This is a genomic window from Roseovarius sp. MBR-51 (assembly GCF_053628575.1).
This window is the reverse complement of the sequence record NZ_JBRJGQ010000009.1, coordinates 74,030-87,627: the sequence shown is the minus strand read 5'-3', so window position 1 is coordinate 87,627 and position 13,598 is coordinate 74,030. Positions and strand designations below refer to the sequence as shown.

Sequence of the window (13,598 nt, the reverse complement as noted above, 5' to 3'; positions counted from 1 at the left end):
GCACTCAAAGGGCCTCTTTGACAAGGATACAGCCATGATCCCCTCGATCCTGCCAACCTATAATCGCGCACCGCTTTCTTTCGTAAAGGGCGAGGGCGCTTGGCTGATCGAAGCTGACGGACGACGGATTCTCGATCTGGGCGCGGGTATTGCCGTAAATGCCATGGGGCATGCCCATCCGGCACTTGTGGCGGCGCTGACAGAACAAGCGGGCGCACTTTGGCATACCTCGAACCTCTACCAGATCCCCAAGCAACAGGAACTGGCGGACCGGCTGGTTGCGGCCACTTTCGCCGACACGGTGTTCTTCACCAATTCCGGGACGGAGGCGTGCGAATTGGCGGTCAAGATGGCGCGCAAACATTTCTATGACGCGGGCCAGCCCGAGCGCACTGATATCATCGCCTTTGAGGGTTCGTTTCATGGGCGCTCTTCGGCGGGAATCGCGGCGGCAGGCTCGGAGAAGATGACAAAGGGCTTTGGACCGTTATTGCCCGGTTTCAAGCATGTCGCTTGGGGCGATCACGATGCTCTGCACGCGGCCATTGGTGAGAATACGGCCGCAATACTAATCGAGCCGGTGCAGGGGGAGGGCGGCATCCGCCCGTTGCCTGATCAATGCCTCAAGGGCCTGCGCGCGCTCTGCGACGAGACGGGAATCCTGCTCATACTTGACGAGGTGCAGTGCGGTATGGGGCGAACGGGGCGGCTCTTTGCACATGAGTGGGCCGGCGTAACGCCTGATATCATGATGGTCGCCAAAGGCATCGGCGGAGGTTTCCCCTTGGGTGCGGTGTTGGCAACGGAACACGCGGCGTCCGGTATGACCGCGGGCACGCATGGGTCCACCTATGGCGGCAACCCACTGGGATGCGCGGTGGGCTGCGCTGTAATGGAGCATGTGGCAGATCCTGAATTTCTGGCAGAGGTGAACCGCAAGGCAGGTCTGATGCGACAGCGACTTGAAGGGCTGGTGGCAGCCCATCCAACTATATTCGAGGCGGTGCGGGGCATGGGTCTCATGCTGGGCCTCAAATGCCGGGTGCTGAATACTGATGTGGTTCAAGCAGGATATGCTGCGCTCATTGCCACGGTGCCTGCTGCCGACAATGTCCTGCGCCTATTACCTCCGCTCACCATCACCGATGATGAAATAGCCGAAGCCGTGGCGCGCCTTGATGCGGTTGCAACGGCCCTAGAGTGCGTGTGATTTCTTCGTTCCCAAAATACCCCGGGGGTTTGGGGGCTGGCCCTCAAAGAACCTCCCATCAAAAAGCGATACGTACATGACCCATTTTCTGGATATCCACAAAACATCAGAAACTGACCTCCGGGCTATGATTGATCAGGCCCGCAGCATGAAACAGGCCCGCGCTGACCGCCCGCGCGGCACGCCGGATGACGAGCAACCGCTGGCTGGGCGCATGGTGGCGCTCATCTTTGAAAAACCCTCGACCCGGACCCGCGTCTCCTTTGATGTGGGCGTCCGGCAGATGGGCGGGCAGACTTTGGTGCTTTCGGGGGCCGATATGCAATTGGGGCATGGGGAAACCATTGCCGACACCGCGCGTGTCATGAGCCGCTATGTCGATTTGATCATGATCCGGACCTTTGATGAATCCGTTCTGCTTGAAATGGCGGAACATGCCGATGTGCCGGTGATCAACGGCCTCACGGACCGCACACATCCCTGCCAGATCATGGCTGATATCCTGACCTACGAGGAACACCGCGGCCCAATCCAAGGCAAAAAGGTCGTCTGGTCCGGCGATGGCAACAATGTCTGTGCCTCCTTGCTGCATGCCGCCGGGCAATTCGGGTTCGACTTGACGTTTACCGGCCCGATGCAGCTTGACCCGGAGCCGGAGTTCATCGGCCTTGCGCGCAAGGCAGGCAGCACGATCACGATTGAGCGCGATCCGTTCAAGGCGGTTGAGGGTGCCGACCTAGTCGTCACGGACACTTGGGTCAGTATGCATGACAGTCAGTCCACGAAGGAGCGCCGCCATAACATGCTCCGGCCCTATCAGGTCAATGACAAACTAATGGCAGCGGCGAAGCCTGATGCGCTTTTCATGCACTGCCTGCCTGCGCATCGTGGAGAAGAGGTGACGTCTGATGTGATGGATGGACCGACCTCCGTAATTTTTGATGAGGCGGAGAATCGCCTTCATGCACAGAAAGCCGTCATGCGCTGGTGTCTTGGGGTGTGAAGACGCAGCCGCTTGCAATACCTTCCCTAATCCGCTTAGCCTGACATCGTGGCGTTAGCGGTATCAGGGGAAGCAAATGGCGCAGGCGCAGATCGGCATCTACGGACTTGGGACAATGGGCAGCGCCTTGGCGCTCAACCTCGCCGAGCACGGCTTTGATGTCGCTGTGACCAATCGTGAGACTGATTGGATTGCGTCTTTCGTCGAAGAAGCATCTGCGTTCTCGGCACGGCTGCACCCAAAGGCGCGGCTGACGGATTTTGTAGCAGCCCTCAGGACACCGCGCGTCATCCTCTTCATGATCCCGTCGGGCGCGCCGATGGATGCGATGCTGGAAGAGATTACCCCGTTGCTTAGCCCCGGCGACACCGTCATTGACGGCGGCAATGCCGACTTTCACGATACCCGCCGTCGTGCAGCCCAATTGACTGAACGCGATCTGCATTTTGTCGGCTTGGGGGTGTCTGGCGGCGAGGCGGGCGCACGGCATGGCCCGTCGATGATGCTGGGCGGGAGCCGCCATAGTTGGGCGCAACTGGAATCAATCCTGACTTCCATCGCCGCGACGTATGATGGCACGCCTTGCGTGGCGCATCTGGGGCCGGACGGGGCGGGGCATTTCGTCAAGACCGTGCACAACGGCATTGAATATGCCGATATGCAAGTGATCGCCGAAATATACAGCCTGCTCCGCAACGGGTCCGCGATGCCCCCCGCCGAGATTGGCGCGCTCTTTGCCGATTGGGATCGTGGACCGCTGAAATCCTATCTGGTCGAGATCACGGCCCAGCTTTTGACCTACACCGATCCCGAAACAGGGCATCCGATGGTCGACGTGATCAAGGATGCGGCGGGGCAAAAGGGCACCGGGCGCTGGACCGTGATCGAGGCGCTGCGTATGGGTCAGTCGGCCAGCATGATCGAGGCGGCAGTAGGCGCACGGGGCTGGTCTTCGGAAAAGGACACCCGGCAGCGGGCCGAGACCCTTCTTGGCGGGGCTGTCGGGGCTTTTGATGGCACGACCGAAGTGCTGGCCGAGGCCTTTCTCGCCGCGCGCATTCTCGCATATGCCCAAGGCTTTCGCATACTATCGGCGGCGTCAGAGGAGTATCACTGGTCGCTTGAAGCAGCGACCATTGCTCGTATCTGGCGGGCGGGCTGCATCATCCGCTCTGCCTTACTCGATGATATTGCTGCGGCGTTCGATCTGGGATTGCCGCAGGATGAGTTGATCTTGTCACCGCAAATGGCGCAGACACTCTCTCGCTGCATCCCGTCGCTGCGGCAGGTGGTCTGTAGCGCTGTGCATGGTGGGCATCCGGTCCCAGCACTGTCGTCGGGGCTCGCATGGTATGACAGTATGCGCCTAGGCCACGGCAGCGCCAATATCATTCAGGCGCAGCGTGACATGTTTGGCCATCACGGATTTGAACGTCTGGGTCGAACAGGGCTGCATCATGGCCCGTGGTGGGATTGAAACCGGGCGTGGGTTCTTTGGAGTTGGAGCAAGGTGAAGATGGATCAGGGATCTGGCTGGCCTTCGGGTTATGGTCGCAGGGTTTTGACCACGGTAGATAGCACCAACGCTGAGGCCGCGCGGCTTGCGCCCTACCTGACGGGGCCAGAATGGATATTGGCACATCAGCAGACAGCGGCGCGTGGGCGGCGAGGCCGGGCATGGGTCAATCCGGCAGGCAATTTTGCCGCCACCTTGGTGATGCGTCCGACCGAGAGCCCGGACCGTGTGGCGCTGCGCTCGTTCGTAGCGTCGCTGGCGCTCTTTGAGGCACTGGTCGCTACCACCGGGCGGGCCGAGGGCTTTGCTCTCAAGTGGCCGAATGATGTGCTCCTGAACGGAGGAAAATTGGCTGGTATATTATTGGAAAGCGCCGGGGCAGGGGGCAACCTCAGCCATTTTGTCATCGGCATCGGGGTGAATCTGTGCGGTGCCCCTGACGTGTGCGAGGTCGAGAAGGGCGCGTTGCGGCCTGTATCGCTCCTGTCTGAGACCGGGATCGTGATTGACCCTGAGGAGTTCCTGGACTTGCTTGCCCCCGCCTATGCGCGACTTGAGTCGCAGTTCGTCACCTATGGATTTGCGCCGATACGCACCGCTTGGTTGGCGCGGGCAGCGCGGCTAGGTGAAGTTATTACCGCCCGCACGAGCCGCGAGGTTTATGAGGGCACGTTTCAAACGGTGGACGAGGCTGGCAATCTTGTTCTATTGACCGCAATGGGACGGCAGACGATCGCGGCCGCCGAGGTGTTTTTCTGACGAAAAGGGGCCGGGCGCATGCTCTTGGCGATTGATTGCGGCAATACCAACACGGTGTTTTCAATCTGGGACGGGCAAAAGTTCCTCTGCACGCTGCGCACCGCAACGGATCATCAACGCACCGCCGATCAGTATTTCGTCTGGTTCAAGACCTTACTGCACCACTACGGGATAAAGGCCGATATCAATGGCGTCATCATCTCTTCCACCGTGCCGCGGGTGGTGTTCAATCTGCGAGTCTTTTCAGATCGCTATTTCAACTGCCGCCCGCTGGTGGTGGGCAAGCCGGAATGCCGCCTGCCCGTCGATGTGCGCGTGGATGCGGGCACCCAAGTGGGACCGGATAGACTGGTGAATACGGTGGCCGGATTCGACCTCTACGGCGGCGACCTGATCGTGGTGGATTTCGGCACTGCGACCACCTTTGATGTGATCGACAACGATGGGGCCTACATCGGCGGTGTGATCGCGCCGGGGGTCAACCTTTCGTTGCAAGCACTGCACGAAGCCGCCGCCGCCTTGCCCCATATCGACGTCACCAAACCAGAGCGCGTGATTGGCACGAATACCGTAGATTGCATGCAGTCCGGCGTATTCTGGGGTTATGTCGGCCTGATCAATGGGCTATGTGAACGGATAAAGGCCGAGCGTGGCCGCACCATGAGGGTGATCGCAACGGGTGGGCTGGCACCTCTCTTCCAGCAAGGTACGGACATGTTCGACATGTTCGAGGACAATCTGACGATGCACGGCCTGACCGTGATATACGCATATAACAAGGAGGGCTGACGCCCCATGAGTAGCGAACGACTTATCTACCTGCCCCTCGGTGGGGCGGGCGAAATTGGTATGAACGCCTATGTCTACGGCTATGGTAAACCGGGCAAGGAGCGACTGATCCTTGTCGATCTGGGGGTTACTTTTCCGGATATGGACGGGACACCCGGAGTTGATCTGATCCTGCCAGATATCAGTTGGCTCGAGGCGCGTAAGGGGCAGCTTGAGGCGATCTTTATTACACATGCACATGAGGATCACGTGGGTGCCGTTGCGCATTATTACGGGCGCCTTGGCGCGCCGGTATACGCACGCGCATTTACCGCCAATATCGCACGCCGCAAAATGGAAGAACATGGCCACCCTGACAAGGCGGTCAAGACCGTTTCCCCTTGGCCAGAAACTGTGGCAGCGGGTCCGTTCAAGGTTGGATTCGTGCCGATTTCGCACTCTATCCCGGAAAGCTCCGGTCTGGTGATCGATAGCGCCGGTGGGCGCATCGTGCATACCGGGGACTTCAAGATCGACCTCAATCCGGTGGTTGGAGAGCCGTTTGACCGTAATCTCTGGGCCAGCCTCTCAGAGCCGGGTGTCAAGGCGCTTGTGTGTGACTCTACCAATGTGTTCAGCCATCACGAAGGACGCTCCGAGAGCACAGTGGGCGGACCGATCACTGATCTGGTTGCGGCCTCCAAGGGCATGTTTGTTTGCACGACATTTGCCAGCAATGTTGCGCGCGTCAAATCGTTGGCCGAGGCTGGCGTCCGGGCGGGACGGTCCGTCTGTCTCATGGGACGTGCCATGCAGCGGATGATCGAGGCAGCGCAAACCACCGGCGTGCTCAAGGGATTTCCCAAGACGATCAGTCCGGAAGAAGCGGGTTCCGTACCGCGCGACAGTCTGATGTTGATTGTCACCGGCAGTCAGGGCGAGCGGCGTGCGGCCAGTGCGCAACTTGCCAATGGCAAATACAACGGCATCGTCCTCAAGGATGGAGACACGTTCTTGTTCTCTTCCAAGACCATTCCCGGTAACGAGCGCGGCGTCATTCGCATCATCAACCAATTTTCTGAAATGGGTGTCGATGTGGTCGAGGGTGATGATCGCTATCACGTCTCGGGCCATGCCAACCGCCCTGATCTCGATGAGATGCACAAGCTCATCAAACCGCAGATGGTCATTCCGATGCATGGTGAACATCGACACCTTCGCGAGCACGTAAAACTGGCCAATGCCAACCGGCTCAAGGGGGTTCTGGCAGTCAATGGGATGATGATTGATCTCAGTGGCACAGCACCCAAAATTGCTGAATATGTCGAGACCGGGCGCACCTATCTGGATGGATCAGTGCAGGTGGGGGCGATGGATGGCGTGGTCCGCGACCGTATTCGGATGGCCCTTAACGGGCATGTGATGATCAATGTCATCCTCGATGAAGAAGACGAGCCTTTGGGTGAGCCTTGGGTCGAGGTTATGGGCCTTGCAGAGACTGGGCGCAGCCGTGCGCCGCTCGTTGATGTGCTTGAAGAGGATCTCGCACAGTTCATGGGGCGGGCAGGGGCCAAGACGCTGACTGATGATGACAAGCTCGAAGAGGGGTTGCGTCGCGTCGCACGGCAAAGCGCCCAGACCGAGATCGGCAAGCGGCCTGAGGTGACGGTGGTCATCAGTCGCCTGACTGTCTGAGCCAAGAGAGGGCAGAGGTATGCGGATCGGCTATGTTATGGCAGAAGGCCGGGGGGAAACCGATCTTTTGTTGCATGACGTGGCGCGAGCGGCGCAGGCGCGCGGCCTGCGTTTGTGCGGGACGGTACAGGTCAACACCAATTGCGGCACTGATCGGCCCTGCGACATGGATGTCGAGGTGCTGCCTGACGGACCGGTGATCCGCATCTCTCAGAGCCTAGGACCTGGTGCGCGCGGCTGTCGGTTGGACCCATCGGCGCTCGAACTGGCGGTCGCCGCAGCCGAGGCACGGCTAGCGGAGGGGTGCGATCTGGTCATCGTCAACAAATTCGGCAAGCACGAGGCCGAGGGACGCGGGTTTCGCAATCTGATTGCCGAAGCGCTGAGCCGGGACGTGCCGGTGCTGGTTGGGGCAAATCGGCTGAACGCGCCGCATCTGGTGGCCTTTTCCGATGGACTGGCAGAGGCGCTCAACCCGGACCTCGCGCGCATTCTCGATTGGCTCAATCATGCGGCAACAGGCGCGCGCGCCTGAACCAGAACGCAATTGACCGGGAGGGGGCCATCTGTCATGCAGCAGGCTCAGTCAAGGTGAGGCGAAGACGATGAAAGTCATCATCTGCGGGGCTGGCCAAGTTGGCTGGCAGATCGCAAGGCATCTCTCGGGCGAGCGCAACGATGTTACGGTTGTCGACAACAACCCGGATCTGGTGCGCCGCGCCACCGAAACGCTCGATGTGCAGGGGATCACTGGATTTGCCTCTTATCCCGATGTGCTTGAGCGGGCTGGCGCACGTGACGCGGACATGATTATCGCGGCCACCTATTCGGATGAGGTCAACATGGTGACCTGTCAGGTGGCACATTCTGTTTTTGGCATCAGTCGCAAAATCGCCCGACTGCGCAGTCAGTCTTATCTCGATGCGATCTATTCCGATCTCTACCGGCGCGATCACATGCCGATCGACGTCGTGATCAGTCCGGAACGAGAGGTGGCGCAGGCTGCGTTGCAACGCCTCGCGGCACCCGCTGCATTCGACACCGAAATGTTTATGGGCGGACAGGCGCAACTCATGGGCATCAGGCTCGAAGAGGACTGTCCGGTCCTCAACACGCCGTTGCGACAACTGAGCGATCTCTTCTCGACTCTGCGTGTGGTGGTTCTGGCGGTGCGTCGTGAGGGAAGACTTTTTGCGCCTGAAGCAGGTGATCAGCTCTTTGAAGGGGACGAGTGCTATCTTTTTGCGCCCGTGGAAGATGTGCCACGCACACTCGAGGTGTTCGGCAAATCGCAAAAGAAACAGGAGCGGGTGGTCATTATCGGGGGCGGCAATATCGGTCTTGCAGTGGCGCAGGCGCTTGAGACGCGACAGGGCGGTCGTATCCGCGCCAAGGTGATCGAGAAAAGCCGACCTCAGGCGGAGCGCGCGGCGGATGCGCTGGAGCGCACGATTGTTCTGAACGGAGATGGTCTCAACGCCGCCCTTTTGGCAGAGGCGGGGATATCACGCGCAGATGCGGTTTTGGTTGTGACCGATGACGACAAGACCAACATGCTGGCCGCCGTGCGCGCCAAGTCCGAAGGATGCCCATTTGCCGTGGCTTTGATCAATGACCCGACGATGGTGCCACTACTCGAACCCTTGGGCATCGACGCCTATATTAACCCGCGTGCGACGACTGTAAGCTCGATTCTGCGGCATATCCGTCACGGCAAGGTACGCGGAGTCTATTCCATAGGTGATGCCGAGGGCGAAGTGATCGAGGCAGAAGTGATGTCGACCTCTTCCATTGCGGGCGCGGCCATCCGCGACATCGACTTTCCCGAAGGCGTGCTGGTTGGAGCGGTGCGCAAGGGCGGCAAGATCTACAAACCCGCAGGCGGCCTTCGGGTGGAGGCGGGCGATGTGATCGTGATATTTGCAATGGCGGCAGATGTGGCGGCAGTTGAACAGCTGTTGCAGGTCTCGATCGACTTCTTTTGATCCCATGATCGCCCGGATTCTGACATTTCCCCTGATCCTTATCCTCGCTGGGGTGGCGGCGTTTCTTATGTTTCTGCCTGCCATCGACGCGGCGATGCGCGGCTATAGCGGCGTGGGGCGAGCCTTTGCTTTTTCCGGTGTTCTTGGACTGGCGTTGGTTATGAGCGTGGGGTTGGCTCTCTCTGGGCGAACCAATCAAAAGATGAACGATACGCAAAATCTGATTTCGCTCTTGCTGGCCTATCTCTTACTGCCGGTCTTTTTGGCGCTGCCCTTCTACGAAGGGGTCAGAAACACAACATTTCTCAATGCATATTTCGAAATGGTATCCAGCTTCACGACCACCGGCGCTTCGCTCTTTGATGCGCCAGGGCGTTTGAAGGACAGTCTGCACTTGTGGCGTGCACTGGTAGGCTGGAGCGGGGGGCTCCTAATCTGGATTTCAGCGTCTGCGGTTCTGGCACCGCTCAGCCTTGGCGGTTTCGAAGTTACAGCACGCGGCGAACCGGGGCAGGATGAGACAGTGCTTGGCCGGTTTGAACGAGCCGCCCCGGCCAAGCGATTGGCACAATCCACGGCAGTATTGGCGCCGGTCTATATAGGGCTGACAGGTGCGCTGTGGATCATCCTGATGATTGGTGGGGAGCGCGCTTTTGTGGCAGCGGTGCATGCGATGTCAACCATGGCGACCAGCGGCATATCCTCAATTGGAGGGCTACAGAATGGAGCTGCGGGCTTTGCCGGTGAGTTTGCTATTTTTCTCTTTCTTTTCTTTTCGCTGTCCCGGCTTACCTTCTCATCCGATACGATTACCGCCGCGCGGCCGGGTGTCATCAATGATCCAGAGTTTCGGCTTGGCGTCCTGCTGGTGATTGGTGTTCCCCTGATCCTGATTGCGCGTCATTGGCTTGCGACCATTGGCATAGAGGAAACTGCAGACTGGCGCGTGGCGCTAAAGGCGCTCTGGGGGGCGCTCTTCACTGTGCTGTCTTTTCTATCCACCACAGGCTTTGAGAGCGCGGACTGGCAAGAGGCGCGCGACTGGTCAGGCTTGGGCACCCCGGGACTCATATTGTTGGGATTGTCCCTGACTGGCGGTGGAGTGGCGACGACGGCAGGAGGTGTGAAACTGCTGCGGGTCTACGCGCTCTATCTGCATGCGCGGCGCGAAACCGAGCGTCTGGTGCATCCCTCCTCGGTCGGGCGGGCAACCGGTCTCGGGCGACGTATCCGGCGTCAGGGCGCCTATATTGCATGGGTCTTCTTTATGCTCTTTGCGATGTCCCTGACCTTTGTCACAGCGCTGTTGACGCTCTTTGGCCAAGGGTTCGAATCCGCACTGATTCTTACCATATCGGGCCTCTCAACGACTGGACCATTGATCCTAACCGCAAGTGAGGCGCCAATCCGCTTGTTGGAGCTGAGCGCTGGGGCCAAGATGGTCTATGCGATGGCGATGGTATTGGGACGACTCGAGACTTTGGCCCTTATTGCATTGCTCAATCCGTCTATCTGGCGAGACTAGTACCCCGTTCCAACAAATCTTTCAGATTGGAACGATTTTATTTTTGGGCTGGAAACTCTCGCAAGGGCAAGACATACTCTTTTGCATATGTAAGACCCCTCGCGCCGGTTCGCGGTGCGCGCAATAAAAAAAGGCAGGAAGACGCATGGCTTCTGATCGACAAAATTTGCAGGACGCTTTTCTGAATCAGGTACGCAAGACCAAGATTCCTGTGACCGTCTTTCTGATCAACGGGGTCAAGTTGCAGGGTGTGATCACTTGGTTTGACAATTTCTGCATTCTGCTGCGCCGAGACGGTCAGTCGCAGCTTGTTTACAAGCATGCGGTGTCAACCATTATGCCCTCACAGCCCGTGAATCTCTATGACGGTGATGAACCCAATTGATGGACCATGCACGCCCGATCACAAGGGCCTGGGTCATCCACCCCGAGATAGCCGGTGCAAGCCGCACACGTGAGCCTGCATTAGCACTCGAAGAAGCCGTGGCTTTGGCGCAGGCTTTGCCGGATATCGACGTGGTCGGGTCGGATGTGGTGCGCCTGCGCAAACCCGATGCTGGGCGTCTCTTCGGCAAAGGCAAGCTTGAGGAACTGCACCAAGCGATGGAGGCCGCCGACGTTGAGCTTGTGCTGGTCGATGGGCCGGTAACGCCCGTTCAGCAACGTAATCTGGAAAAGGCTTGGGGTGTGAAGCTCCTAGATCGTACCGGCCTTATCCTTGAGATTTTCAGCGACCGTGCCGCCACTCGCGAGGGCGTGCTTCAGGTTGAAATGGCAGCCCTCAGTTATCAGCGCACTCGCCTTGTGCGGGCCTGGACCCACCTTGAGCGGCAGCGCGGCGGGCTTGGCTTTGTCGGCGGTCCCGGCGAGACACAGATCGAGGCGGATCGTCGTGCGATTGACGATCAACTTGTGCGCCTGCGCCGACAGTTGGAAAAGGTGGCCAAGACCCGCACGCTGCACCGCGCCGCCCGTGCCAAGGTGCCGTTTCCGATTGTGGCCCTCGTTGGCTACACCAATGCGGGGAAATCCACGCTTTTCAACCGTCTGACAGGGGCGGATGTTATGGCCAAGGATATGCTCTTTGCGACGCTTGACCCGACCATGCGGAAAGTTGCCCTGCCAGAGGGTGGTCCCGAGGTGATCCTGTCCGACACTGTGGGTTTTATCAGTGACCTGCCCACTGAGTTGGTCGCGGCCTTTCGCGCAACTCTCGAAGAGGTCCTTTCGGCCGATCTTATCTGCCATGTGCGTGATATTTCACATCCGGAAACCGTGTCTCAATCGCGGGATGTCGCAGCAATCCTCGAAAGTCTTGGGGTGAGCGATAAGACCCCACAGATCGAGATTTGGAACAAGATCGACCGGCTCGAGGATGAGGCCCGCGCTGCAGCGGTGACTCAGGCCGAGAGGCAGGATGATGTTCTGGCGATTTCTGCAATCACAGGGCAGGGGATCAGCGACCTCGTTGCCGCCATCGGCGCTAAACTGGCCGATGTGACCCATGAGACGGTGTTACACCTGCAGTTTGCCGAGGGACGCAAACGGGCGTGGCTCTTTGAAAAGGAGCTTGTCGTGTCAGAGCGTCAGACTGATGATGGCTTTGACTTGACCGTCCACTGGACAGCGCGCCAAGAGGCCCAGTTCCGCGATCTATGATGGTGGAATGCTTGGGACCCCGTGATAGGGTCCTGAGAGGGCTGTCGCTAAAGTGCCAACTGGACGTTGCTCGAAATCTGCAGCGTTTGAGTTTGTCCTCCTCTGCAAGAAGCAATGGTGCCAACGCCTCGTAAGGCACCACATGAGGGGATTGGATTTCTTCTTTGAGGCCTTGATTTGTCCCTTCATGGTGCCTCCATCAGATTTCTGCTATTGTCACAGCCCTACGACACCGCGTTCCCCAATCATCGCGGACCCAACGCCGCAGACGATAAGTATCTTGATCGCCCTGGTTCACCGCCTGCGGCACCTTCGCCCGCTTTGGCATAAAACATGCCTTAATCCTTGCCCGTGCCGTGCTTTCGTTTATCAAGAACACGCACAAGAACAAGAAGCTGACGCATGCCCAAAGACACTGCTCCTGACACACCCGCACCGGTTCTCAAAGATGCGCGCGACTGGGTTCGTATTCTGTCGACCTATCGCGACCCGAGCCCGACGCGTAGCACCTTCGAACTTGGGGTCACGCTTGGCCCGTTCCTGCTGCTCTGGGCGGCTGCATGGTGGTCTTTGTCGGTCAGCCTGTGGCTGACACTTGGGCTGTCGCTCGTCAACGCTGCCTTCCTCTTGCGTCTCTTTGCGATCCAGCACGATTGCGGCCATGGTGCATTTTACAAAAGCCGCAACCTCAGCGATTGGCTCGGTCGTGTCATAGGTGTGCTTACTCTCACACCCTACGATGTCTGGCGGCGCGCCCACTCGATCCACCATAGTTCGGCGGGCAATCTCGGGCGGCGGGGAATAGGCGATATCACCACGCTGACCGTGAGCGAATACCGCGCTTTGTCGCCACTTAAACGTCTGATGTACCGGCTTTATCGGCATCCGATTGTGATGTTTGGCTTAGGGCCGGGTTACCTTTTCTTTGTGCAGAACCGCCTTCCCATGGGGCTTATGGCTCAGTCGCGATACTGGTTCAGCGCGATGGGCACCAATGCGGCGATCCTCGCACTGCTTGGGTTGATCCTGTATTTTGGTGGGCTTCTGCCAATCCTGCTGATCTTCGTGCCCACGACCCTCCTTGCTGCCACTGCTGGCGTTTGGCTCTTTTACGTGCAGCACCAGTTTGAAGACACGCATTGGGTGGATGATGACGATTGGGATTTGCACGATGCGGCCCTGCACGGCAGTTCACATTACGTTTTGCCGTCGGTCCTGCAATGGCTCAGTGCCAATATCGGGATACATCATGTGCATCACCTCTACAGCCGCATCCCGTTCTACCGTCTGCCTGAGGTGCTGCGCGACCATGCAGCCTTAGCTGAGTCGCATCGGCTCACGATTCGTCAGAGTTTTGCAACGACACGCCTGCACCTCTGGGACGAGAGCACTAAGCGGTTGATCTCTTTCTCGAACCTGGCCTCCAACCCCTGACACCGATATTTTTCGGCAAGCTTCAGCGCCAGGCCCGTCACTTT

Annotated in this window: 12 protein-coding genes; all 12 read left to right on the top strand. The window is 58.7% G+C overall.

Annotated elements, in window-relative coordinates:
• The first annotated feature begins 34 nt into the window (after positions 1–34).
• The gene (locus tag ACSSVY_RS14605; protein WP_454270345.1) at positions 35–1,210 is read left to right on the top strand and encodes an acetylornithine transaminase; all 1,176 of its coding nucleotides are present in this window, start codon (positions 35–37) and stop codon (positions 1,208–1,210) included.
• A gap of 76 nt (positions 1,211–1,286) precedes the next feature.
• Positions 1,287–2,213 carry an ornithine carbamoyltransferase gene (argF, locus tag ACSSVY_RS14600; RefSeq protein ID WP_454270343.1) on the top strand — a complete coding sequence of 309 codons (927 nt, stop codon included), beginning with the start codon at positions 1,287–1,289 and terminating at the stop codon, positions 2,211–2,213.
• Positions 2,214–2,289: 76 nt separating this feature from the next.
• Entirely contained in the window at positions 2,290–3,690 is a 1,401-nt protein-coding gene (gene gndA / locus ACSSVY_RS14595; RefSeq protein WP_454270341.1) for an NADP-dependent phosphogluconate dehydrogenase, read from the top strand.
• 39 nt (positions 3,691–3,729) lie between these two features.
• Positions 3,730–4,488, top strand: coding sequence for a biotin--[acetyl-CoA-carboxylase] ligase (locus ACSSVY_RS14590; protein WP_454270339.1), 759 nt, complete (start codon positions 3,730–3,732; stop codon positions 4,486–4,488).
• A gap of 18 nt (positions 4,489–4,506) precedes the next feature.
• Complete coding sequence (locus tag ACSSVY_RS14585; RefSeq protein WP_454270337.1) at positions 4,507–5,277, top strand: type III pantothenate kinase; 771 nt, start codon at positions 4,507–4,509, stop codon at positions 5,275–5,277.
• Positions 5,278–5,283: 6 nt separating this feature from the next.
• On the top strand, positions 5,284–6,951 hold the full coding sequence (locus ACSSVY_RS14580) for a ribonuclease J (protein ID WP_454270335.1): 1,668 nt from the start codon (positions 5,284–5,286) through the stop codon (positions 6,949–6,951).
• 19 nt (positions 6,952–6,970) lie between these two features.
• Complete coding sequence (locus ACSSVY_RS14575) at positions 6,971–7,486, top strand: DUF2478 domain-containing protein (protein ID WP_454270333.1); 516 nt, start codon at positions 6,971–6,973, stop codon at positions 7,484–7,486.
• Positions 7,487–7,556: 70 nt separating this feature from the next.
• Entirely contained in the window at positions 7,557–8,936 is a 1,380-nt protein-coding gene (gene trkA / locus ACSSVY_RS14570; RefSeq protein WP_009819061.1) for a Trk system potassium transporter TrkA, read from the top strand.
• A 4-nt stretch (positions 8,937–8,940) separates the two neighbouring features.
• Positions 8,941–10,461, top strand: coding sequence for a TrkH family potassium uptake protein (locus ACSSVY_RS14565; protein WP_454270331.1), 1,521 nt, complete (start codon positions 8,941–8,943; stop codon positions 10,459–10,461).
• A 145-nt stretch (positions 10,462–10,606) separates the two neighbouring features.
• Complete coding sequence (gene hfq / locus ACSSVY_RS14560; RefSeq protein ID WP_009819059.1) at positions 10,607–10,846, top strand: RNA chaperone Hfq; 240 nt, start codon at positions 10,607–10,609, stop codon at positions 10,844–10,846.
• On the top strand, positions 10,846–12,120 hold the full coding sequence (gene hflX / locus ACSSVY_RS14555; protein WP_454270329.1) for a GTPase HflX: 1,275 nt from the start codon (positions 10,846–10,848) through the stop codon (positions 12,118–12,120). Before hfq ends, hflX begins: the two co-directional genes overlap by 1 nt.
• A gap of 402 nt (positions 12,121–12,522) precedes the next feature.
• Positions 12,523–13,554 carry a fatty acid desaturase gene (locus ACSSVY_RS14550; RefSeq protein WP_454270327.1) on the top strand — a complete coding sequence of 344 codons (1,032 nt, stop codon included), beginning with the start codon at positions 12,523–12,525 and terminating at the stop codon, positions 13,552–13,554.
• Positions 13,555–13,598 lie beyond the last annotated feature (44 nt).